Source organism: Microvirga aerilata (assembly GCF_016743775.1).
In the GTDB taxonomy this organism is placed as follows: Bacteria; Pseudomonadota; Alphaproteobacteria; order Rhizobiales; family Beijerinckiaceae; genus Microvirga; species Microvirga aerilata.
Window position 1 is genome coordinate 79,223 of sequence record NZ_JAEQMY010000013.1, and the last position, 23,139, is coordinate 102,361.

Here is a 23,139-nt window from a genome sequence, read left to right on the forward strand (position 1 = left end):
TGTGGCAGGGCGGGTCCTGCGGCGGATGACGGCTGAACGCTTGCCGATGCCGGCGCCAAACCGCCCGGGGCGGCAATTCCAGGAGCCGCAAGGGCTCCCGACACGCCACTTGGAGCGGAGCACGAGAGGAGAGCCAAACAGAAGCAGATGCGCGATACATTCCCATAGGTCATGCCTGAACTATGGGGGATCTTGGTTTACAAAGTGCTTCACGGCGGCAGCGCGCGATAAAAGGCCTGCAACTGGCAGCCCGGCCGGGCGTTGTATCCCGTTCAAAGCCTCCATCATACGAGTTCCCCATGCATGCCGCGCCCGCCCCCTCTCAGGATATCCGGCGGATCGATCTGACCTTGCCGGAATCCCTGGGGCTCCATGCCATCCGCCTGCTTGAACGGATCGGGGAGGCTGGACCGGGCGGGATGATCTACGTGGCAGAAGGGGAACGCCGGGCCGAGCAGCTGGCAGAGGCGTTGAGGGGGCTGGCTCCCGATCTGGAGATCTATCTCCTGCCCCCCTGGGATTGTCTTCCCTATGACAGCGCGCCTCCCTCCCGCGAGGCGATGGGTCGCCGCATGTCCGTTCTCCGGCGCATGACCGAGCCGAGCGAGGCTCCACGCCTGCTCATCGCGAGCGCTGCCGCCATCGTCCAGCGCGTGCCCCCGCGGGACATCTGGCAGGTGGCCTCCTATGACCTCAAGGCAGGTGAGCCTTTCTCGCAAGAGGCGCTCGAGGATTATCTAGACCGCGCGGGCTACATCCTGGACGAGCGAGTGGATGAGCCGGGCGAGGCGGCTATCCGGGGGCAGGTGATCGATCTCTTTCCTGCAAATAGCCTCCTGCCTTACCGAGCCGAGCATGATGGGCAGTCCATCGTGGCGATCCGCTCCTACGACCCGGTGTCGCAACGGACCGAGGAGGAGGTAGACAGCCTAGTGCTGGAGCCTGCATCGGAGATCTTCCTCAAGGACGCCGCGGACAACACCGAGCCGGTTGAACGATCCGATGGGATGGAGCACCGCCTGCCTGATTACTATTCAGCCCTCGAAACGGTGTTCGATTACTGGCCCGGTGCTGCGGTGGTGGTTGAGGCAGGAGCCGAGGAGAGGCGCCAGCTGGTTCTGGAGCAGATTGCAGATGCGCATGAAAGCCGCACCAAGCTGCGCGTGGAAGGAACTGTCAGAGGAACTGCCGTTTCCCCAGAGCGGCTTTTCATCGAAGATGACGAATGGACAAGCCGTCTGTCCGAGCGTCGCCTGATCTTCATCCATGCTGCTTCTGCGGAGGACGCAAAGAACAGTGCCGTGCCGCGATTCGTCACCGCCTCAAGGCCGGCCCGCGCCCTTATGGACTTTGTTCAGCATCAGCAGCAGGAAGGCCGAAAGATCGTACTTGTCGCGGCGGCCAAAGCGGACCTGAGCAGGTTGAGGCGCAGGGTTCAATCCTTGGAGGCGGATCCCGAGCGCGCGGGCAGCTGGAGCGATGTTCTCGATGGACCGCCAAAAGGCTGGTTTGCGCTGCAAGCCGATATCAAGAGCGGCTTCATCGATGAACGCGGTGGCATTGCCGTCGTCACGGCAGGTGATGTTCTGGGTAGCCGCGCAAGCAGCGGCCCGGAACAGGAGGTCAGTTCCGCTGCCCTCCAATTGACTGATACGCGCTTCCAAATCGGAGATGCCGTGATCCACATGGATCATGGCATCGGCTCTCTGGACGGAATCGAGACGATAACGGCAGGTGATGCAGGTACAGGCGATACGATCAGGCTCGGCTACGCGGGCGATGCCGTACTGATGATCCCGGCAACGGAGATGGAGCGCGTTTGGCGGTATGGCGCAATGTCCGAATCCATTACGCTGGACAAGCTGAAGAGCGATGCATGGTCCTCCCGTCGTGAAAAGATCGAAGCCGAGATCCAGGAAACAGCCGAGCGCCTGTCCGAACTGGTGAAGGTTCGAAAGGCGATAAGGCTGGAGCCGCTTGTTCCGCCGCGCCGCGAGTACGAGCGCTTCGCTGCACGCTTTCCTTTTTCCGAGACCCCTGATCAGGTGCGCGCCATCGAGGATGTTCTGCAGGATCTCTCGTCGGAGCATCCCATGGACCGCCTCGTTTGCGGCGATGTTGGCTTCGGCAAGACGGAGGTGGCCTTGCGCGCTGCCGCAGCCGTGGCGCTGGCAGGCAAGCAGGTGGCTATCATTGCTCCCACGACGGTTCTGGCGCGCCAGCATGTGCGAAGCTTCCAGAGGCGATTTGCCGGGCTTGGAATCGAGATCGGCCATCTCTCCCGCCTCGTGAAGCCCGTTGAGGCGAGAGCGGTCAAGAAGGGGCTTGCGGATGGCTCTGTCCGAATCGTGATCGGCACCCATGCCTTGGCGGCCAAAGGCGTGACTTTCAAAGACCTCGGCCTTGTGGTGATCGATGAGGAGCAGCGTTTTGGGACCGCCCACAAGGCGAGGCTCAGGGAGCTGGCCTCAGGAGGTCACGTTCTGACGCTGACCGCAACGCCGATCCCGCGCACGATGCAAGCTGCATTGGTGGGCTTGCAGGAATTGAGCATCATCGCGACGCCGCCGGCCCGCCGGCAGCCGATCCGCACCTTTCTCACGCCTTTCGATCCCGCAACGGTTCGGGAGGCCCTCATGCGCGAGCGCCGCCGCCGCGGGCAAAGTTTCGTGGTCTGCTCCAGGGTTGAAGACATTCAGCCCACACGCGAGCAGTTGGCAAAGCTCGTGCCGGAACTCGTGGTCTTCGTCGCCCATGGACAGATGCCTCCCGCCGAGGCCGACGATGCGATGGTCCGCTTTGCCGATGGCGAAGGTGATGTTCTTCTCGCCACCAACATCATCGAGAGCGGCCTGGATGTGCCTCGCGCCAACACCATGCTGGTGTGGCGGGCGGACCGGTTCGGGTTGTCGCAATTGCATCAGTTGCGCGGACGTGTCGGACGGGGGCGCATCCGCGGCACCGCCTATCTGCTGACGGAGCCTGGCCAGGCGTTGCCCAAGGCAACAGAGAAGCGCCTGCGTACTCTTGAGGCCCTCGACCGGCTCGGGGCCGGTTTCGCGATCAGCGCACGGGATCTCGACCAGCGTGGGGCAGGGGCGATCCTCGGCGAGGAGCAGACCGGGCATGTCAAGCTGATCGGAACGGAGCTCTATCAGCACATGCTGAAGCGCGCATTGCACGGTGAGCCTCTCGACGATGACTGGACGCCCGATCTCAACATCGGCGTGACAGGCATGATCCCGGAGACTTATGTGAATGAGCCCGAAATACGGATCGATCTTTATGCCCGCCTTGCCCGCTTCGATCAATCGGAGACGACCGACGATCTTGAGGCTGAAATCGAAGATCGGTTCGGTCCCATGCCGGAGCCGGTGCGCCATCTCCTTCGCCTGACGGAGTTGAAGCAAGCCTGCCGGCGCGCCGGTATTGCGCGCATCGATGCAGGCCCTCAGGCGATTGCCTTGACCTTCCGGCCTGGAGCTTCGGAAGAGCTTTCCCTGCAGCAAATGATCGAAACGTCCGACGGCGCACTACGCTGGAGTGGCGAGCGTCTCATTTTCGCGGTCTCGGAGGAAGAAGCGGAGATGCGTCAAAAGCGCATCAGCGAACTGCTGAACCGTCTCCAAGCATAAGGGGTGTCAATCTGCCAGGATCCGCTTGAGGCCGGTCCGCCGTGAACGTATTCGGCTCACAGGACTTAATGTTGAAACCATCCTGACGATGAGGAGCCTATGACGTCCGAGGAAATCAAGGAGTTGAATGCAGCGCGCGAGAGCCTTGTGAAGCGACGCAGGGAAATGGCGCGGCAAATTTCCGAAGCCCCGCTTCCTTCCATCGAGATGGCGGAGGAGCTCACAAAAATCCTTGTTGCTGTCGAGGCTTTGGATAGGGCCCTCAATGAAGCGGGCCACCCCTATATGAGCCAGGGCGTCGTCGATCAGCTCAGGGCCGACAGCTGATCCTCAGAGCTTGATCCTTCCCACGAGATCGAAACCTGCCCCTGATTTCGGCCTGAGCACAAGCATTTCGCCCTCGCCGGGGAAAACGCCGGTGAGGGCTGTGATGTTGACCTGGTGTGTGACAAGCACAAGGACGCCGCTGGAGCGCCAGTTCTCGATGATCTGGCGCACAGCCCGTGTTTGCGCCTCTTCCTGATCACGCCCCGAGAAGAACGAATCCAGGGGAGGTGACGGTTCCGTCCGATCACCGAACGCCAAGCGCGCGGTTTCCAGGGCGCGGCACCAGCGGCTTGAGAGCACCCGCTCAACGGGGATCTGCCGGCTCCTGAACCGCTCTCCTATGGCTCTAGCCTGCTGCCGGCCTTCTGCCGAGAGGTTGCGTTGCGTCGTGCAATCCTCAAGTCGAAAGTTTGCCGGATCTCCCGTGCCAGGTGCCCGGGCATGGCGAAACAGCGCAACCGCGCCGCCCTGACGGAGGGACTGCCAAGCTTCGTCCGAGGCCCGCACAGGGCCCGCCCAGAGCATTGCTGCCACCAGCAGGAGAGCCAGAATTCCGGGCATCGTCCATCCTCCACGCTAAACAGCCAAGCTGCCTCATTATAGGCTTAAAGTCCCGCTCTAAAGGCAGGCAAGAAGAATACACCGCTGAACCAGGTTCATGGTTCCGACAGAGTTTAAAAGACTCGCACCAGGGGCACTTCGATGACTTCGATGACGCGGAAGTCGGCGGCAATCATGCTCGCCGGTATTGCAGGACTTTACGCTGGCGCCGCATTGGCGAAGCCGAGCCGTCAGGTTTCTTTGACATCAGAGCGGATGGCGCAGCTGCAGCAGGTGAACAGCCATGTGAACAGCACGGTGCGGGAGGTCTCCGATCTGGAGCAGTATGGCCGCGAGGATGTGTGGGCACTACCCACCAGCGGCAAGGGTGACTGCGAGGACTTCGCGCTGCTCAAGCGCAAGATGCTGATCGAGCGGGGCTGGCCGGCTTCTTCGCTTTCGATCACCGTCGGAGCCACGTCACAAGGTGAAGCTCATGCAGTGCTCACGGTATCGACCTCCCAAGGTCAATATGTGCTCGACAACCTGACTTCCGCGATTCTGAGCCCTGCCCAGACCGGCCACGTGTTCCATGCAAGGCAGGCAGGCCGCGGCTGGATCACAGCTTCCGGCGAGAGGACAGCCGAGCCCGTCGCCGATCTGCCCGTCGCCAGGTTCGCCCGCGTGGCCCACACCTCCCCGTAGATCCTGCGGAGGGGCTATGCCTCGGCGGCCAGCTCAACGAGGGTATCCACGAGTGGATCGGATGGGTCGGCGAGGCCTGCGATGACATCGAAGTGATGCGCTTGTGGAACCTCGTGGTATCGGGTTGCCACTCCAGCCTTGCCCCATTGCTCCACAATGGCGCGCGATTGGCGCAGGAACTCGCTGCTTTCTGCTCCGCCGACGACGGCAACGAGGCGGCCGTTTTCAGGTGGCTTCCACGCAAGCGGACTTAAGCGCCGGGCCTCCTCGACCGTGAGCCCGAGAGCCTTGTTGATCGAGGTGGAGACAAGCGGGGGCAGGTCGAACAGGCCTGAGATCGGCATGGCGGTCCGGATGGGTCTCGGCAGACTGTCCGGCTGCGCCATCAGGCAGGCAGCCAGATGTCCACCCGCCGAATGGCCTGTGGCCACGAGCGGACGCCCGGACCGCTGCATGACAAAGTCGGCCGCACGCGCGACATCGGATACGATGTTCGCGAGCGTGACGGCCGGAGCCAAGTTGTAGCTTGGAACCGCAACTGTGAGTCCCCGCTCGTTGGCGCCGCGCGCCAGATGGCTGAACGACGATTTGTCCAGGGCCTGCCAGTAGCCGCCGTGAACGAACATCACAATCGGCCCGCCGATGTCGCCGCCCTGCGGATAGAAGAAGTCGAGCCGATGGCGTTCGCCCGGTCCATAAGGCAGATCCAAATCGCAGCGCGCCGTCTCGCGGTAGGCACCTGCATCCCGCTGGGAGCCGGAAATATGAACGGCATGATCCGGTACACGCGCTCGGTTGTTATACTCCGCCTCGAAGTTCGGTTCTTCGGCTTCCATCACTTCAGCCCCTGTTAAACGTGCAGATACCGCTCCTTCAGACTGGAATCGGTCATGAGTTCTGCGCTCGTGCCCGTCCAGACCGAACGGCCCTTTTCGATGATCACGTGTCGGTCGGCAAAACTCGCCAGGGCGCTGACGTTCTTGTCGATCACAAGGATCGATTGGCGCTCACCCTTCAGTCTTTTCAAGCATGTCCAGATTTCTGCACGGATGAGGGGGGCCAGTCCCTCGGTTGCTTCGTCGAGGATGAGCAGCCTCGGGTTCGTCATGAGGGCGCGTCCGATTGCCAGCATCTGTTGCTCGCCGCCTGAGAGCTGCGTACCGAGATTGCTTCTGCGCTCCTTCAGGCGCGGAAACAGATCGTAGACGGCGTCCAGCGTCCACCGGCGTGAGCCCGTGCGGGCCGACGCTGTTGCGACGAGGTTTTCTTCTACCGTCAGGGTCGGGAAGATCTGCCGGCCTTCCGGTACGAGGCCGATGCCGGTCTGCGCGATGCGATACGGCGCAAGCCCCGTGACGGCGGCTCCATTGAAGCGCACTTCGCCGCCGCGCGGCCGCAGCAGGCCCATGATGGAGCGCACAGTGGTGGTTTTTCCCATGCCGTTGCGGCCGAGCAACGTCACCACCTCACCGGCAGAAACCTCAAGGGAAATGTCGAACAGAACCTGGGCAGCGCCGTAGGAGGCTTGGAGGTGGCGGACGGACAGCATCAGACCAGCTCCTCCTCGCCCAGATAGGCGGCGCGGACCTCCGGATTGGTTCTGACCCGCTCCGGCGTATCGGTCGCGATCACGCGGCCATAGACGAGCACCGAAACACGGTCGGCAAGGGAAAAGACGGCGTCCATATCATGTTCGATGAGCACGATGGTGAGGCGGCTCTTCAAGCGCCTTAAGGTTTCCACCACCCGCTGGGACTCGTCGTGGCCGGTACCCGCCAAAGGCTCGTCGAGCAGAAGCAGTTTCGGCTCGGTCGCAAGGCCGATGGCCAGCTCCAGCTGCCGCTTCTCGCCGTGAGACAAAAGGCCTGCCGGAACGTAAGCGCGGGGACTGAGGCCAACCAGATCCAGGCATTCCATGGCCGGCCCGTTCAGGGCCTTCTCCTGGGCGGCATTGCCGAGGAAGCGGAAGCTCGAGCCGGAGCGTGCCTGGACCGCGAGCGCGACATTCTCAAGGGCGGAGAAGCCGGGAAGGATGGACGTGATCTGGAATGATCGGGCAAGCCCGCGCCTGACCCGTCGCGGCATTGGCAGCCGCGTGATGTCCTCGCCCCCGAACAGGACTTGGCCCGAGTCCGGGGGCAGCGTCCCTGAGATCTGATGGATGAGGGTCGTCTTGCCTGCTCCGTTGGGGCCAATGATGGCATGCAGCTCGCCGGGCTCGACGGACAGGCTCACATCGTCCGTGACAACGAGGGCGCCGTAGGCTTTCCGCACATGGCGGAGTTCGAGAAGGGGCTCAGCCATGATGAGGCCTCCGCAGCAGGCCCATGATCCCGCCTCTGACGAAGAGCACCACAAGGATCAGAAGGGGGCCGAACACCATCTTCCAGTTCTCTGCAAGGTGGGATCGAGTCTCCTCGCTCAGGAAGAAGCCTGCCGCGTGCAGGATTTCCGGCAGGAATTCCTCCAGAAGCAGGAAGGCGGCCGCTCCGATAATCGCGCCGTGGAGGGAGCCCAAACCGCCGAGCACGACCATGAAGATCAGCTCGCCCGAGCGCTGCCATGTCATGAAGGCGGGGCTCACGAACTCCGCCTGATTTGCGAGCAGGCACCCCGCAAGGCCAGCCATCATGCCGCTGATCACATAGGCGACAAGCTGAAAGCGGAAGGGCTGAAAGCCCACGGCTTCCATGCGGGTGGTGTTCTCCCGCGTGCCGCGCAGAACGCGCCCGAAGCGGGAGGCCACGAGGGCTCGCGAGAATGCGTAGGTGCCGAGGAGGCAGAACAGGCAGACCCAATAGAAGGCGAAATCGTTCTCGAGGATCCCTGACCCGGCAACGAGGCTGCGGGACGATAGGGTCATGCCGTCGTCGCCGCCATAGGGCGCAAGCGAGGTGGCGAGGAAGTACAGCATCTGCCCGAAAGCAAGCGTGATCATGATAAAATAAACGCCCTTCGTCCGCAGGGATATCGCACCTGTGGCGAGCGCGAAAACCGCCGACCCGGCAAGGGCCACGGGGATCTGGATGAGCGCATCCTCGATGCCGTGGCTCGCCAGAATGCCGACCGCGTAACCCCCAAGGCCCAGAAAGGCCGCGTGGCCGAAGCTGACGAGGGCGCCGTAGCCGAGGATCAGATCAAGCGCCATGGCGGCGATGCCGAAGATCATCACCCGCGTGAGGAGGGACAGAACATAGCCCTCCGCGCCGGAGGACGTAGCCAGGAGAGGTGCTGCCGCAAAGGCTGCGAAGAGGACGATGGGGATCAGCTCAAGGCGCGTGGTGAGCGAGGGCGCGGGAGCGGACGGCGTTTCGGCGAGTTCGGTCATGGCCGCGCCCTAACGTTTCACGGGAAACAAGCCGGAAGGCCGGAAGAACAGAACCGCAGCCATGAAGATATAGATCAGCATGGGGGCAATGGCCCGGCCGGTCTGGCTTGCGGCCGCGGGGTCGAGAATGAGACGCAGCAGGTTGGGCGCAAAGGAGCGGCCGACCGTATCCACCAGTCCGATCAGGAGCGCCGCCAGGAAGGCGCCGCGAATGGAGCCGATGCCGCCGATGACGATGACCACGAAGGCGAGAATGAGGATGTTGTCACCCATACCGGGCTCGACCGACAGGATCGGCGCCACCATCGCGCCGGCAAAGCCCGCGAGCATGGCGCCGAAGCCGAACACCACCATGAACAGCCGCTGGATGTTGACGCCGAGCGCCGACACCATCGCGGCATTGCTGGCACCGGCCCGCACCAGCATGCCGACGCGGGTGTGGCTGACGAGAACATAGAGCAGGCCAGCGACCGCCAAGCCGGCCGCGATGATAGCCAGCCTGTAGACCGGGTAGAGCAGGCCGGTTGCGATCTCGACGGAGCCCGAGAAAATCTCGGGCACGGGCACGCTCAAGGGAGCGGCGCCCCACACGAACCTGACGCCCTGGTTCAGGAACAGGATGATGCCGAAGGTGGCGAGCACCTGGTCGAGGTGATCCCGGTCGTAGAGGTGCCGAAAGATCAGAAGCTCCAGAAGGAGGCCGAAAGCCAGCGCCGTGGGAAGGGCAAGGAGAAGGGCCCAGCCGAAACTTCCGGTCCAGGCGCTGAAAGCCGCCACCAGATAGGCGCCGACCATGTACTGAACGCCGTGAGCCAGGTTGATGAAATCCATCACCCCGAACACCAGGGTCAGGCCTGCTGCGATCAAGAAGAGGATGAGCCCGAATTGAAGGCCGTTCAGGGCCTGGACGAAGAGCAGGGTCGCATTCATGGGCACGTCACTGGCAGCACGCCTGCATTGATCGAGCCTCCGCTCGGCGCCCTCCGGACGAGAGCGTAGTCGTCAATCGGTTGGATGAGGCTCAGTCTGTCACCGGCCGAGCGTGAGACAGACCGAGCCACGCGAACAGGCTTAGTTCGTTGCCGTGCATTCCTTGGCATAGGCATCCGTGTAGTCGTCGAACACCTTTTCGGCGATCTCCGTCTGGAGCTTGCCGTCGGAACGCTTGGCGGCCTTTACCAGGTAGAAGTCCTGGACCGGGAAGCCGTTTGCACCGAACTTGAAGTCGCCGCGCAGGGACTTGAACTCGGCCTTCTTGATTGCAGCCCGCACAGCTTCCTTGTCATCGGTCTTTCCGCCGGTTGCCTTGAGGGCGGCGTCGATCAGCAGGGCCGCATCATAGGCATGCATGGCGTAGGATGCCGGAACCGCATTGTAGGCGGCCTCGTAGGCTGCAACGAACTTCTTGTTCTCCGGGGTATCCATGTTGGGCGCCCAGTTCGATCCGCTGAGCATGCCGATGGCCGCGTCCTGCTGCGCGGGCAGGTTCGTCTCGTCTACCGTAAAGGCGGAGAGGAATGGGATGCGATCGGCAAGGCCTGCCGCGCGATATTGCTTGACCAGGTTCACGCCCATGCCGCCCGGCATGAAGGTGAACATCGCATCCGGCTGCATGGAGGCGATCTTGGCGAGCTCGGACTGGAAGTCGAGCGTGTTCAAGGGAGTGTAGGACTCCTCCACGATCTCGCCCTTGTAGTGGCGCTTGAAGCCGGCGAGCGCATCCTTGCCGGCCTGATAGTTCGGCGCGAGCAGATAGACTTTCTTGTAGCCGCGATCCTGCGCCACCTTGCCGAGAACCTCATGGTTCTGGTCGTTCTGGTAGGAGGTTGCGAAGAAATAGGGATTGCAGCTCTTGCCGGCGAGGTTGGAGGGGCCGGCGTTCACGCTGATGTAGAAGGTCTTCGCATCGACGATCGGCTTGTGGGTGGCGACCGCCACGTTCGAGAAGATCGGCCCGACGACGAAGTCGACCTTGTCGCGCTCCAGGAGGCCCTTGACCTTGGTCACAGCCACATCCGGTTTCAGTTCGTCATCGACGACGATCACCTCGACGTCGCGTCCACCGAGCTTGCCGCCGAGATCCTTGACGGCGAGCTGAAAGCCGTCCCGGGCATGCTGGCCGAGCACGGCCGAGGGGCCGGAAAGGGTCAGGAGCAGGCCGACCTTCAGCTTCTCCTGCGCCAGGGCTGGCGCCGCAGCCAGGCCAAAGGCCGCCGCAAGGCCGAGGGTTTTGATCGTTGCATTCATCATGGTCTCCCGAGTGGCTGTTCCCTGCGCACTTTGCCGTGCTGCGTGATTGTTCCTGGCGGGACTTGAGGCGCCTCGCCGGGAAAGGCGGCATACTCTGCCGCAAAAAAATTCTGCCGAATACTCCCTTTGTTGGAGCTTGCCCGGCGGCGTCCCCAATCTTTGGGATTGCCAAGGATTGTTTTAAGATTAAAATATTTTCCAGGTTCTTCAAGCGGAATGTTTCGCAGGGGAAAACAGGCGGAACGACAGGCGCGTGACCGGCGAAATCCAGGCCGGGATGCACGACGCGGAGTTCTTTTGCTGAACCAAAGAACAGAGGAGCGGACGATGGCGGACACGGCTCATGTGGATAGCTTCGCAAGGGATAACCTGCCGCCCCAGGATCAATGGCCGGCTTTCCTGTTCACGCGCCCGGAGCTGCAGTATCCCGAACGCCTCAACTGCGCCGTGGCGTTTCTCGACCGGTGGGTTGATGAGGGAAGGGGCGATGAGCCCTGCCTGATCAGCCCGGCCGAGACGCTCACCTACCGCGAGCTCCAGGATCGCGTGAATCGAATCTGCAATGTGCTGGTTCACAAGCTTGGTTTCGTGCCCGGCAATCGCGTTCTTCTGCGCTCCGCCAACAATCCCATGATGGTGGCCGCTTACCTGGCGGTGCTGAAGGCCGGCGGCGTGGTCGTCGCCACCATGCCTCTGCTGCGTGCCAGGGAAATCGCGTATCCCCTGACGAAGGCAAAGATCACGATTGCGCTTTGCGATCACCGTCTGGCCGAGGAACTGGAGCGCGCGAAGGCAATAGCGCCGGATCTGCGGCATGTGGTGTACTGGGGATCGGGCAAGCCCAACAGTCTGGAGGCACTGATCGCCGAAGCCTCGCCGGAATTCGCAGCCGTCGACACGGCGGCAGACGATGTCTGCCTCATCGGCTTTACCTCGGGCACGACAGGCGAGCCGAAAGGCACCATGCATTTTCACCGTGACATGCTGGCGATCTGCGATGCCTATGCGGGGAATGTGCTGCGGCCCGAGGCGAGCGATCGCTTCATCGGCTCGCCGCCCCTGGCCTTCACCTTCGGCCTCGGCGGGATCGTGCTGTTTCCCATGAGGGTCGGCGCCTCAACCGTTCTGCTGGAGAAGGCCGGCCCCGACGATCTTCTGCCGGCGATCATGCAGTACAAGGCCACGGTCTGCTTCACGGCGCCGACGGCCTACAGGGCGATGCTGGCGAAGCTCGACGGTTACGACATCTCGAGCTTGCGCAAATGCGTCTCGGCCGGCGAGCCCCTGCCGAAGGGCACATTCGAGGCTTGGAAGGCCGCCACGAACATCAAGCTCATGGATGGCATCGGCGCAACCGAGATGCTGCACATCTTCATCGCCGCACGGGAGGACGAGATCCGGCCCGGTGCCACGGGCAAGCCCGTTCCGGGTTATGAGGCGCGGGTGGTGGACGATGAGGGGCGGACCCTGCCTCCCGGCAGCATCGGCCGCTTGGCGGTCCGCGGGCCGACCGGGTGCCGCTACCTGGCCGATGAGCGGCAGCGCAAATATGTGGAAGATGGCTGGAATATCACCGGTGATACCTACCTCATGGATGAGGAAGGATATTTCTGGTACCAGGCCCGCTCCGACGACATGATCATCTCCTCGGGCTACAACATCGCCGGCCCCGAGGTGGAGGCGGCGCTCCTGACCCACCCGGCCGTCGCGGAATGCGGGGTGGTCGGGGCTCCCGACGACGAACGGGGCGCGGTCGTCAAGGCCTATGTGGTCCTGCGCCCGGGCCATGAGCCGGGCACGGAGCTGACGAAGGCTCTTCAGGACCATGTGAAGGCGGAGATCGCTCCCTATAAATATCCGCGCATCATCGAATATGCCGATGCCCTGCCGCGCACCCAGACCGGCAAGCTCCAGCGGTTTGCGCTGCGCCGCATCGCCCAGGAGGAGCGGAGCCAAGCGGGCGCGGCCGGGGTCCGGGAGGCGGTTTGACCGCGGTCGTACGGCTTGAACAAAAATTACTTTAAGCTTAAAATATATTCATCCAGCCTCTCAGGGAGGCAGGCCTCTCAGGTAAGGTAGTCATGAAAACGGCGATCATCGGCGGCGGCCCTGCGGGACTCTATTTCGCGATCCTGCTGAAGAAGCTCAGGCCCGAATCGGACATCACGGTCTATGAGCGCAACCGCGCCGACGACACGTTCGGCTTCGGTGTCGTGTTCTCCGATGCGACCCTGGACAATTTCGAGAAATACGACCTCCCGAGCTATCAGCGGATCACGCGCGAGTTCGCCTATTGGGACGACATCGCGATCCATTTCAGGGGAACGGAGCACCGGATCGGCGGCAACGGATTCTGCGGCTGCTCGCGCCGGACGCTGCTCATGATTCTCCAGGACCGGGCGGAGGAACTCGGCGTCCGGCTGCGCTACGACGTCGATGTGGACGACGAGAGCCTGTTTGCCGATGCCGACCTCGTGGTCGTGGCCGACGGCATCAACAGCCGCTTCCGGGACCGCTATGCGGAGCACTTCCAGCCGGAGGTGGATCTGCGCCCCAACAAGTTCGCCTGGATGGGTTCCACCAAGCCGCTCGACGCCTTCACGTTCATCTTCCAGGAAACCGAGTGGGGGCCGTTCATCGCCCATGCCTACCAGTATGAGGCGAACCGCTCCACCTGGGTGTTCGAGACGGATCCGGAAACCTTCGAGCGGGCGGGGCTGAACCACAAGAGCGAGGCCGAGTCGGCAGCGCTCATGGAGGGGATCTTCGGCTGGTTCCTCGGCGGGCATCGCATCCTCACCAACCGCTCGATCTGGCGCAACTTCCCGATGATCCGGAGCAAGCGCTGGGTGATGGGCAACAAGGTGCTCCTGGGCGACGCCAAGGCCTCGGCGCATTTCTCCATCGGCTCCGGCACGAAGCTCGCCATGGAGGATGCCATCGCGCTCTACGAGGCCATCCGCCGCGATGGGACGGTCGAGGGCGCGTTGTCCCTCTACGAGACCGGACGGCGCGAGGAGGTGGAGAAGACCCAGCATGCGGCGGACGTGTCGCTCGTGTGGTTCGAGCACGTGGCCCGCTTCTGGGACTTCGACCCGGTGCAGTTCGCCTTCGGCGTCATGACCCGCGCCAAGGCCATCACGTACGACAACCTGCGCCTGCGCGCGCCCGACTTCGTGGCTGCGGTGGACCGCACCTTCGCCCGTCAGGTGAGACAGCAGGGGTTCGACGTCTCAGTCGAGATCCCGAGCGCGCCCATGTTCCAGCCCTTCCGCCTGCGGGAAATGGAGATCGCCAATCGGGTCGTGGTGTCGCCGATGGACATGTACTCGGCCAAGGACGGGGTGCCGAACGATTTCCATCTCGTCCATTACGGCGCGCGCGCCACCGGCGGAGCCGGGCTGGTTTTCACCGAGATGACATGCGTGTCGCCGGAGGCCCGCATCACCCTGGGCTGCACCGGCCTGTGGAACGACGAGCAGGAGGCCGCCTGGAAGCGGATCGTCAGTTTCATTCATGCCAATTCGGGCTCGAAGTTCTGCCTGCAGCTCGGCCATTCCGGCCGAAAGGGCGCCACCAAGCTGATGTGGGAGGGCATCGACCGGCCCCTGGAGGAGGGCGCCTGGGACATCTGCTCCGCCTCGCCCATCCCGTACTTCCCCGACAGCAAGGTTCCGCGCGAGGCAACGCGCGAGGATATGGAGCTGATCAAGGCGCAGTTCGTCGATGCGGCCAAGCGCGGCGAGCGCGCCGGCTTCGACATGCTCGAACTGCACTGCGCCCACGGCTACCTGCTTGCGAGCTTCATTTCCCCGCTCACGAACCGGCGCACGGACCAGTATGGCGGCTCGCTTGAGAACCGGCTGCGGTTTCCGCTGGAGGTGTTTGACGCCATGCGCGAGGCCTGGCCCGCGCACAAGCCCATGTCGGTGCGCATCTCCGCGACCGACTGGGCCGAAGGCGGCATCACCGGCGAAGAGGCGGTGGAGATCGCGCGCGCCTTTGCGGAGCACGGGGTCGATCTCGTCGACGTGTCGACCGGGCAGACCGTGCGGGAGGCGCGGCCGATCTACGGGCGCATGTTCCAGACGCCGTTCTCGGACCAGGTGCGCAACGAAGCGCGGGTCGCCACCATGTGCGTCGGAAACATCACGGCGGCCGATCAGGTGAACACGATCCTTGCCGCGGGCCGTGCCGATCTCGTGGCGCTCGGACGCCCGCATCTGGTCGATCCGTTCTTCACCATGAAGGCCGCGGCCTGGTATGGGGCGAAGGATATTCACTGCCCGCCGCAATATCTCGCCGGCAAGGACCAGATCTTCCGCAACGCGGTGCGCGACCGGCAGGATCTCGAAGACCTCAAGGTGAAGGCCAAGCCCAAGACCCGGGCCGAGCTGAAGATGGAGGCCGGCGAGAAGCCTCTCGCGGCGGAATGACATGACCATGACAACTCTCAAGGGGCGGCACGCGCTGGTCACGGGCGGCGGCCGGGGCATCGGGCGGGCCGTCGCGGCGCGTCTGGTAGAGGCGGGCGCGACCGTCACGGTCCTCGGGCGCAGTCCTGCAAGCCTGGAACAGGCCATCGTGGAGGGTGACGCCCATGCGGCCGCCGTGGCCGACGTCACGGATCATCGTGCCGTGCAGGCGGCCGTTCAGGAGGCTGTCGGCCGGTATGGGCCTATCGACCTGATGGTTGCCAATGCGGGAGCCGCCGCCTCGGCGCCCTTCATGAAATCCGGGCCCGAGGTCTTCCGGCAGATGCTGGACGTGAATCTCCTCGGCGTCACCAACATGGCGCAGGCCGTGCTGGGCTCCATGACGGAGCGGGGGTTCGGACGCATCGTCGCCGTGGCCTCGACCGCAGGGCTCAAGGGCTATCCCTATGTGAGCGCCTATTGCGCCGCCAAGCATGCGGTCATCGGCTTCACGCGCGCCCTGGCCCTGGAGACGGCAAAGACCGGCGTCACCGTCAATGCGGTCTGCCCGGGTTTCACGGATACCGACCTTGTGGCAGAGAGCCTCGAACGGATCATGGCCAAGACGGGCCGAACGCGCGACGAGGCGCTGGGCGAACTCGTGAAGCACAACCCGCAGGGACGGCTCATCGACCCGTCGGAGATTGCGGACGCGGTGCTCTGGCTCTGTGGCGAGGGAGCGCGCTCGGTGACGGGCCAGGCCATCGTGGTGGCCGGTGGAGAAATTTAGGATGGACGACCAGAGCATTCCGCTCGACGCCGAGACGAAGGCCGTCGAGATGCCGGAGGATCACCGGGAGGAGCTGCGCCTCTGGCTGCGGCTTCTCACCTGCTCCACCCTGATCGAAGGGGAGGTGCGCCGCCGCCTGCGGGAGCGCTTCGACGTCACGCTGCCCCGGTTCGACCTGATGGCCCAGCTCGACAAGGCCCCGGAGGGCATGACCCTGTCGGACCTGTCCAAGCGCATGATGGTGTCGAACGGCAATCTCACCGGGCTCGTCGACCGTCTCGTCACCTCCGGCCATGTGGACCGCTCCGTGTCGCCCCTGGACCGGCGGGCGATGGTGATCAGGCTGACGGAGAGCGGCCGCGCCGAGTTTCGCGCCATCGCGGCGGAGCATGAGCTCTGGATCGCCGACCTGTTCAGCGATCTCACGAGCAAGGACCGGGCCGACCTCATGCGCCTTCTCGGCAAGACCAAGCTTTCGGCACGCAACACCATCATGGGAGAAGGCCAGTGAGGCAGTTCGCCAATTCCGTCACGCTGCCGCTGCAGGGCTATGAGCCGCAGCACTTCCGTCTGTCGGTGGAGGGGCCTGTTGCGACGGTGACCCTCAATCGCCCGGAGAAGAAGAACCCGCTCACCTTCGAAAGCTACCGCGAGCTGACGGACTTCTTCCACGCCTGCGCCAAGGACGACGCCGTCAAGGCCATCGTCATCGTGGGCGCCGGGGGCAACTTCTCGTCGGGCGGCGACGTGTTCGAGATCATCGGCCCCCTGGTGGAGATGGACACGAAGGGCCTGACCGCCTTCACCCGCATGACGGGCGAGCTGGTGAAGGCCATGCGGGCCGCGCCGCAGCCGATCGTGGCCGCCGTCGAAGGCATCTGCGCGGGCGCGGGCGCCATCATCGCCATGGCGTCCGACATCCGCCTTGCGGCACCCGGCGCCAAGGTGGCGTTCCTGTTCAACAAGGTCGGCCTGGCGGGCTGCGATATGGGCGCCTGCGCCATTCTCCCGCGCATCATCGGCCAGGGCCGCGCCTCGGAGCTGCTCTACACCGGACGCTTCATGAGCGCCGAGGAGGGCGAGCGATGGGGCTTCTTCAGCCGCCTCGTCGGAGCCGGCGAGCTGCTGGCGGAAGCCGGAACCCTGGCGCAGGCGATCGGCACCGGACCCACCTATGCCAACACCATGACGAAGCGCATGCTCGCGATGGAATGGGCCATGTCGGTCGAGGAGGCCATCGAGGCCGAGGCCGTGGCGCAGGCCCTGTGCATGACCACGGAGGATTTCGCCCGGGCCTACCGGGCATTCGCGGCCAAAGAGAAGCCGGTATTCCAGGGAGATTGACGTGATCGACGCGAGTTTCCTCTCCTGGCCCTTCTTCGAGGAAAGGCACCGGCAGTTCGCCCATGGTCTGCGTGAATGGGCGGCCTCGTCGGTCAAGCCCCTCGTCGATCATCACGACGTGGATGAATCCTGCCGCCGCCTCGTGCGGTCCTTGGGAGAAGGCGGGTGGCTCAAGGCCGTGGTGCCGCAGGCCTATGGCGGCCTCACGTCGGCCTTCGACGTGCGCACCCTGTGCCTTGCGCGCGAGACGCTGGCTTTCCAGGACGGGTTGGCGGATTTCGCCTTCGCCATGCAGGGCCTCGGCACGGGGCCGATCACCCTGTTCGGGTCCGACGCGATGAAGGCGCAGTATCTGCCGCCAGTCGCGCGCGGCGAAGCCATCGCGGCCTTCGCGCTCTCCGAGCCGGAGGCGGGTTCGGACGTTGCCGCCATGAGCACCACGGCGGTGCCGGACGGGCCGGACCACGTGAGAATCGACGGGGTGAAGACCTGGATCTCCAATGGCGGGATCGCGGATCACTACGTGGTGTTCGCGCGCTCGGGCGAAGCCCCCGGCGCGAAGGGATTGTCGGCCTATGTGGTGGATGCCGAAACGCCGGGCCTGAGCGTTGAGAACCGCATCGACGTGATCGCGCCTCATCCGCTTGCAACCTTGCGCTTCGAGGGCTGCCGCGTGCCGCTGGCACAGCGCATCGGCGGGCCGGGGGAGGGATTCAAGGTTGCCATGGCGACCCTCGACGTCTTTCGCTCGACCGTGGGGGCAGCCGCGCTCGGCCTTGCCCGGCGCGCACTCTCGGAGGCCTTGCGGCATGCATCCTCACGCAAGCTCTTCGGAGCGCCCCTTGGCGAGCTGCAGATGACGCAGGCCGCCTTGGCCGACATGGCAACCGGCGTGGACAGCTCCGCGCTCCTCGTCTATCGCGCCGCCTGGACCAAGGATCAGGGCGCGGCGCGGGTGACCCGTGAGGCCGCCATGGCCAAGATGAATGCGACGGAATCCGCCCAAGGGGTGATCGACAAGGCTGTGCAGATCTTCGGGGGACTTGGCGTCACCAAGGGCGTGAAGGTCGAGGAGCTCTATCGAGAGATCCGGGCCCTGCGCATCTATGAGGGAGCCACCGAGGTCCAGAAGATCGTGATCGCGCGCGAACTCCTGAAGATGCACGAGGCCCGTCAGCGAACGGAGGAACAGCAATGACAGCCGCTCTAGGGGGCACGCCCATGCCCGGTCTCGACGACGGGCCTGAAGTGCTCAATCCGAAGCATTGGCCCGTCCCCAAGGGCTATGCCAACGGCATGATGGGCGAGGGCAGGGTTCTTGTCACCGGCGGGATCGTCGGCTGGGATGAGACGGGCGCTTTCGCCGACGGCTTCGTGGCGCAGGCCCGCCAGGTTCTCGAGAACATTCGGGCCATTCTGGCGGAGGGGGGAGCCGAGCCCCGGCACCTCGTGCGCCTGACCTGGTACGTGGTCGATATCGAGGAGTACTTGGCCAATCTGCGCGAGTTGGGCCGCGCCTACCGGGAGGTGTTCGGCACCCATTATCCGGCGATGGCGCTCGTTCAGGTGGTGCGCCTCGTGGAGAAGGCCGCCCGGCTCGAGATCGAGGCGACTGCCATCGTTCCAGCCGCGCGGTAGAGGCATCTCCTCAAACACCGATCTCGACGATTTCGGCGGTGGTCTGCCCGACAGGCACCACATCGCCGACCTCCTTGCCCATGAGGGCCTGCGCCAGGGGCGAGACGTAGGACAGGCTGCCCTTGGCCGGATCGGCCTCGTCCTCGCCGACGATCCGGTAGGATTGCCGGCGTCCGTCCTCGCGCTCGAAGGTCACGCGGGCACCGAAGCGCACATGGGCCGTGTCCGTGGGCGGCGGCACGACCTCCGCCGAGACCCGGCGGGCGGACCAGTAGCGCAGGTCGCGGGAAAGGCGCGCCACCTCGGCCTTGTCGCCTGCGGCCTGGGCGTCGGTCAGGCGCTGCTGCAGGGTCTCGATGGCCGCGTCCATCTGGGCGAGGCCCTCGGGCGTGACGAGATGGTGCGGGCTGATCGCCCGGTCGGGCAGGTCTTCGAAGGCCTCTCCGCCTTCGGCTTCGCGAACAAAGGCACGGCTCATTGACGCTTCCTCCGCTCTTCAGGAGGAAACGAACGGCAATCGGCTAAGTTTCCCGCGGCGTCCCTATTGCCTGGCTTGCCGCAGGCGGCCGACGATGCCGCCCGGAAAGGCATAGACGCTGATGATGAACAGGGCGCCGAGCCAGAGGAGCCAGCGGTCCGGATGGATCAGGTTGGGAAGAAGCGGGATCCCGGCCAGCGCCGCGCTTCCGGCGCCCATCAGCACCTGGAGATAGCTTTGCGCGAGGACGAAGAGGGCCGCGCCGATCACGGCCCCGTACATGGTGCCCATGCCGCCAATCACCACCATGAGCAGGATGTCGATCATGATCGAGAAGGACAGCGTCGTGTCCGGCCCGTTGTAGCGCAGCCAGAGCGCCATGAGGGCGCCGGCGATGGTGGCGGCGAGCGCCGAGATCACGGAGGCGGCCGTGCGGTAGGCCACCACCCGGTAGCCCAAGGCCTCGGCCCTGAACTCGTTCTCGCGGATCGCCTGCAGGACGCGCCCAAAGGGCGAGTTCACGATGCGCAGCAGCCCTAAGAAGACGAGCAGCGAGACGAAGAAGACCAGATAATAGGCCAGCAGGCGGCCGTTGACGGCGGTGCCGAAAACCGGCTCGGACAGGAGCCGGAAGGCCGGGCGAAGCGCCTGCGGCAGCTGGAACGACAGCCCGTCCTCGCCGCCCGTGACGTTTGACAGCTGCGAGGCCAGAACGGCCGCGGCGGACGCCACCGCAAGGGTGATCATGGAAAAGAAGATCGCCCGAACCCTCAAGGACAGGAGCCCGATGGCAACGGCCAGAAAGGCCGACAGCGCCAGGGCCGCCGCCAATCCGATCAGCACCGAGCCCCAGGTCGCTCCCAGGCGCTCGAGGGCGATGGCGATGCCGTAGCCGCCGATGCCGAAGAACATGGTGTGGGCAAAGGACACGATGCCCGAATAGCCGAGCAGCAGGTCGTAGCTCGCCACCAGGACGATGAACACGCAGATCTTCGCCGCCGTGCTCACCGGCTGGCTGCCGGAGAACAGGAACGGCGTGGCGGCCAGCAGCAGCAGGATCCCGAGCAGGATGACCGTGAGGGCCTTGGAGCGCGGCAGATCCGAGGACAGCACCCGGCTCATGATCCCGCCACGGCGGCGGGTCTCGTCGAAGGGAAGGGCGAGGGCAGGGGATGAGCTCATCGACGGGCTACCGGAAAGAGGCCTTGGGGACGCCAGATCAGCACGAGGGCCATGACGAGGATGTTGGAGATCAGCGCCAGCTTGGGCTCGATGAAGCCCACATAGTTGGCGACAAGCGCCACCAGGATGGAGCCGACGAAGCAGCCGCCGACCGAGCCGAGGCCGCCGATGATGATCACGATGAACACCAGCACCATCACCTCCATGCCCATGCCGGCGGTGAGCGTCTGGCGGTAGAAGGCCCACATGACGCCCCCTAGGCCCGCAAGCGCGGAGCCCGCCACGAACACGCTGACGAAGAGGCGGCGGATGCGGTAGCCCAGCGCCTCGACCATCTCCGGGTTCTCGACGCCGGCCCGGATCAGGAGGCCGATCCGGGTGCGGTTGAGCAGGAGCTGCATGCCGATGAACACCACGAGCCCGATGGCGACGGCGACCACGCGGTAGCGCTCCATGACGATGTCGCCGAGCACGAAGGCGCCGCGCAGGGATTGCGGCAGCGGGATCGGGATGGGCGAGGCGCCCCAAATGGCGTGGATCGCCTGCTCGGCCACGATCAGGCCGCCCATGGTGACCAGGATCTGCTTCAGGTGGCTGCCATAGACCGGGCGCACGATCACCCGCTCGAACACCGCGCCCACCACCCCCGTGACCGCCATGGCGGCCAGGATGCACAGCGCCAGCAGGGCCAGGTTCAGCCCAAGGGAATCCGCCTGCGCCCAGCCGGACAGGGGACCGAGGACGATGAGGGTGGCGTAGGCTCCGAGCGAGATGAACACCCCATGCCCGAAGTTGATGATGTCCATCAGGCCGAACACCAGGGTGAGCCCCGAGGCCATGAGAAAAATCATCATGCCCATGGCAAGGCCCGCCACGGTGAGCGTGACCCAGGTCGAGGGGCTGCCGACGAAGGGCAGCGTCAGCAGGCCAAGGGCCGGGATCAGCAGAAGGGGGAGCCAATCGGTTTTCGCACGCGGCAGTTCGTCCGGCGCGGTGGATGGGGCAGCCATGTCACTCATTGGTGGGCATCCAGGGAGAGGCCGAGCAGGCGCTGTTGCAGGGTCTTGTCCGCCACCAGTTCGCTCATGCGGCCTGAATGCACGATGCGTCCGTCGTCCATGACCGCGACGTTGTCGCCGAGCGCCGAGGCGGCATGGAAGTTCTGCTCCACCAGCAGGATCGTCTCGCCCGCGGCCTTCAGCGCCTTGAAGGCCTCGATCATGCTGCGCACCATCACGGGCGCGAGGCCCTTGGTGGGCTCGTCGATGAGCAGGAGGCGGCGCGGTTCGGAGATGGCGCGCGCAATGGCGAGCATCTGCTTCTGCCCGCCCGAGAGATTGCCGGCCGGCAGGTTCCAGAAGCGCTTCAGAGCCGGGAAGAGCCCCAGCATCCAATCGAGCCGGGCCTTGTCCACCGGGCCGCTGCGGGCGGCGAGCACGATGTTCTCGCGCACGGTCAGATCCGTGAAGATGCCCATGGCCTCCGGCACATAGGCGATGCCGGAGCGCGCGATGTCGGGCGTGGAAGCCGCCGTGATGTCGCGGCCGTCGAAGCGGATCTGGCCGGAGGAGGCCTGCCACAGGCCCATGATGGTGCGCAGCGTCGTGGTCTTGCCGGCCCCGTTGCGGCCGAGCAGCACGGTCAGCTCGCCCTGGGGAATCGCAAGATCGACGCCGTGGAGGATGTGATAAGGGCCGATATGCGTGTGCACGTCGCGCAAGTGCAGGAGGGGCTCAGTCACGGGTGACCTCCACGCCCAGATAGGCTTCCTGCACCACAGGCGAGGCGATGACCGCGGCGGACTCGCCGTCGGCCACGAGGGTGCCGTTGTGCAGCACGATGATCCGGTCGGACAGCGAGCGCACCACGTCCATCTTGTGCTCCACGAGAAGCACGGTGGCGTCGCTACGCTGCTTGATGTCGTGAATGAGCTCGAGCACCGTCGGCACCTCGTCGACGCTCATGCCGGCGGTGGGCTCGTCGAACATGAAGACCTTGGGCTCCATGGCGATGAGAAGCGCCACTTCGAGCTTGCGCTGGTCGCCGTGCGAGAGGGCTTTGGGCGCCACATGGCGCTTGTCCGCAAGGCGCACGCGCTCCAGCACGGATTCCGCCTTCTCGATCAGGTCCCGGCGGGTGTTCCACACCCGGGAGAGCGACCAGCCCGCATCGGCCCGGCTTTGAACGGCGAGGCGCACATTCTCCAGGGCGGTCAGCTGCGGGAAGAGATTGGTGAGCTGGAAGGCGCGACCGAGGCCGCGCCGGGTCCGGGCGGAGGGGGCGAGGCCCGTGATGTCCTCGCCCTCGACGATCACCTGCCCGGACGAGGCGCGCAGCTGCCCGGAGATGAGATTGAAATAGGTGGTTTTGCCGGCGCCGTTCGGGCCGACGATCGCCGTGAGCGTGCCGGGAGTGAACCGGCACGACACGTCATTGACCGCCACATGGCCGCCGAAACGAATGGTAAGCCCGCGCGTTTCAAGCGCGGGCGTTGTCGTTGCCAAGGA

Annotated in this window: 22 protein-coding genes; 10 read left to right on the forward strand and 12 right to left on the reverse strand. The window is 64.7% G+C overall.

Annotation, left to right across the window (positions count from 1 at the left end; translation table 11 throughout):
- Positions 1–299 precede the first annotated feature (299 nt).
- A complete protein-coding gene (gene mfd / locus JKG68_RS11460; protein ID WP_246515333.1) occupies positions 300–3,635 on the forward strand; it encodes a transcription-repair coupling factor in 3,336 nt (1,111 codons plus the stop codon).
- 99 nt (positions 3,636–3,734) lie between these two features.
- Positions 3,735–3,962 (forward strand): hypothetical protein, encoded by a 228-nt coding sequence (locus tag JKG68_RS11465; protein ID WP_202059396.1) that lies wholly within the window; start codon positions 3,735–3,737, stop codon positions 3,960–3,962.
- A 3-nt stretch (positions 3,963–3,965) separates the two neighbouring features.
- Here the strand turns inward: JKG68_RS11465 and JKG68_RS11470 are convergent, their stop codons facing one another.
- Entirely contained in the window at positions 3,966–4,523 is a 558-nt protein-coding gene (locus JKG68_RS11470) for a histidine phosphatase family protein (protein ID WP_202059398.1), read from the reverse strand.
- A 141-nt stretch (positions 4,524–4,664) separates the two neighbouring features.
- On the opposite strand from JKG68_RS11470, the gene JKG68_RS11475 reads away from it, so the two are divergent.
- On the forward strand, positions 4,665–5,207 hold the full coding sequence (locus JKG68_RS11475; RefSeq protein WP_202059400.1) for a transglutaminase-like cysteine peptidase: 543 nt from the start codon (positions 4,665–4,667) through the stop codon (positions 5,205–5,207).
- 14 nt (positions 5,208–5,221) lie between these two features.
- Here the strand turns inward: JKG68_RS11475 and JKG68_RS11480 are convergent, their stop codons facing one another.
- From JKG68_RS11480 to JKG68_RS11505, 6 genes are all read right to left on the reverse strand, one after another.
- Positions 5,222–6,043: an alpha/beta hydrolase gene (locus JKG68_RS11480; protein ID WP_202059402.1), complete on the reverse strand. Its 822-nt coding sequence runs from the start codon at positions 6,041–6,043 to the stop codon at positions 5,222–5,224.
- Positions 6,044–6,057: 14 nt separating this feature from the next.
- Entirely contained in the window at positions 6,058–6,756 is a 699-nt protein-coding gene (locus tag JKG68_RS11485) for an ABC transporter ATP-binding protein (protein ID WP_202059404.1), read from the reverse strand.
- On the reverse strand, positions 6,756–7,511 hold the full coding sequence (locus tag JKG68_RS11490; RefSeq protein WP_202059406.1) for an ABC transporter ATP-binding protein: 756 nt from the start codon (positions 7,509–7,511) through the stop codon (positions 6,756–6,758). The genes JKG68_RS11485 and JKG68_RS11490 overlap by 1 nt, the downstream gene beginning before the upstream one ends.
- Positions 7,504–8,535, reverse strand: a complete 1,032-nt coding sequence (locus JKG68_RS11495) for a branched-chain amino acid ABC transporter permease (protein WP_202059408.1) — start codon at positions 8,533–8,535, stop codon at positions 7,504–7,506. Before JKG68_RS11495 ends, JKG68_RS11490 begins: the two co-directional genes overlap by 8 nt.
- Before the next feature lie 9 nt (positions 8,536–8,544).
- Positions 8,545–9,465, reverse strand: coding sequence for a branched-chain amino acid ABC transporter permease (locus JKG68_RS11500; RefSeq protein ID WP_202059410.1), 921 nt, complete (start codon positions 9,463–9,465; stop codon positions 8,545–8,547).
- Between the two features lie 141 nt (positions 9,466–9,606).
- The gene (locus JKG68_RS11505) at positions 9,607–10,782 is read right to left on the reverse strand and encodes an ABC transporter substrate-binding protein (RefSeq protein ID WP_202059531.1); all 1,176 of its coding nucleotides are present in this window, start codon (positions 10,780–10,782) and stop codon (positions 9,607–9,609) included.
- 330 nt (positions 10,783–11,112) lie between these two features.
- On the opposite strand from JKG68_RS11505, the gene JKG68_RS11510 reads away from it, so the two are divergent.
- The 7 genes from JKG68_RS11510 (at position 11,113) to JKG68_RS11540 (ending at position 18,972) form a co-directional block, all read left to right on the forward strand.
- Positions 11,113–12,774, forward strand: coding sequence for a benzoate-CoA ligase family protein (locus tag JKG68_RS11510; RefSeq protein ID WP_202059412.1), 1,662 nt, complete (start codon positions 11,113–11,115; stop codon positions 12,772–12,774).
- A 92-nt stretch (positions 12,775–12,866) separates the two neighbouring features.
- Positions 12,867–15,221 carry a bifunctional salicylyl-CoA 5-hydroxylase/oxidoreductase gene (locus JKG68_RS11515; RefSeq protein WP_202059414.1) on the forward strand — a complete coding sequence of 785 codons (2,355 nt, stop codon included), beginning with the start codon at positions 12,867–12,869 and terminating at the stop codon, positions 15,219–15,221.
- 1 nt (position 15,222) lies between these two features.
- Entirely contained in the window at positions 15,223–15,990 is a 768-nt protein-coding gene (locus JKG68_RS11520; protein ID WP_202059416.1) for an SDR family NAD(P)-dependent oxidoreductase, read from the forward strand.
- A 1-nt stretch (position 15,991) separates the two neighbouring features.
- Positions 15,992–16,501 (forward strand): MarR family winged helix-turn-helix transcriptional regulator, encoded by a 510-nt coding sequence (locus JKG68_RS11525; RefSeq protein WP_202059418.1) that lies wholly within the window; start codon positions 15,992–15,994, stop codon positions 16,499–16,501.
- Positions 16,498–17,334: an enoyl-CoA hydratase family protein gene (locus JKG68_RS11530; protein ID WP_202059420.1), complete on the forward strand. Its 837-nt coding sequence runs from the start codon at positions 16,498–16,500 to the stop codon at positions 17,332–17,334. The genes JKG68_RS11525 and JKG68_RS11530 overlap by 4 nt, the downstream gene beginning before the upstream one ends.
- Before the next feature lies 1 nt (position 17,335).
- Positions 17,336–18,532, forward strand: a complete 1,197-nt coding sequence (locus tag JKG68_RS11535; protein ID WP_202059422.1) for an acyl-CoA dehydrogenase family protein — start codon at positions 17,336–17,338, stop codon at positions 18,530–18,532.
- Positions 18,529–18,972: a RidA family protein gene (locus JKG68_RS11540; RefSeq protein WP_202059424.1), complete on the forward strand. Its 444-nt coding sequence runs from the start codon at positions 18,529–18,531 to the stop codon at positions 18,970–18,972. The genes JKG68_RS11535 and JKG68_RS11540 overlap by 4 nt, the downstream gene beginning before the upstream one ends.
- Positions 18,973–18,982: 10 nt before the next feature.
- Here JKG68_RS11540 and greA read toward each other — a convergent pair whose 3' ends face one another.
- The 5 genes from greA to JKG68_RS11565 all read right to left on the reverse strand — a co-directional run bounded on the left by greA (position 18,983) and on the right by JKG68_RS11565 (position 23,136).
- The gene (greA, locus tag JKG68_RS11545; RefSeq protein WP_202059426.1) at positions 18,983–19,450 is read right to left on the reverse strand and encodes a transcription elongation factor GreA; all 468 of its coding nucleotides are present in this window, start codon (positions 19,448–19,450) and stop codon (positions 18,983–18,985) included.
- Between the two features lie 63 nt (positions 19,451–19,513).
- On the reverse strand, positions 19,514–20,632 hold the full coding sequence (locus tag JKG68_RS11550; RefSeq protein WP_246515335.1) for a branched-chain amino acid ABC transporter permease: 1,119 nt from the start codon (positions 20,630–20,632) through the stop codon (positions 19,514–19,516).
- Complete coding sequence (locus tag JKG68_RS11555; RefSeq protein WP_202059427.1) at positions 20,629–21,651, reverse strand: branched-chain amino acid ABC transporter permease; 1,023 nt, start codon at positions 21,649–21,651, stop codon at positions 20,629–20,631. The genes JKG68_RS11550 and JKG68_RS11555 overlap by 4 nt, the downstream gene beginning before the upstream one ends.
- On the reverse strand, positions 21,648–22,373 hold the full coding sequence (locus tag JKG68_RS11560; RefSeq protein WP_202059429.1) for an ABC transporter ATP-binding protein: 726 nt from the start codon (positions 22,371–22,373) through the stop codon (positions 21,648–21,650). Before JKG68_RS11560 ends, JKG68_RS11555 begins: the two co-directional genes overlap by 4 nt.
- Complete coding sequence (locus JKG68_RS11565; RefSeq protein ID WP_202059431.1) at positions 22,366–23,136, reverse strand: ABC transporter ATP-binding protein; 771 nt, start codon at positions 23,134–23,136, stop codon at positions 22,366–22,368. The genes JKG68_RS11560 and JKG68_RS11565 overlap by 8 nt, the downstream gene beginning before the upstream one ends.
- Positions 23,137–23,139: the final 3 nt, after the last annotated feature.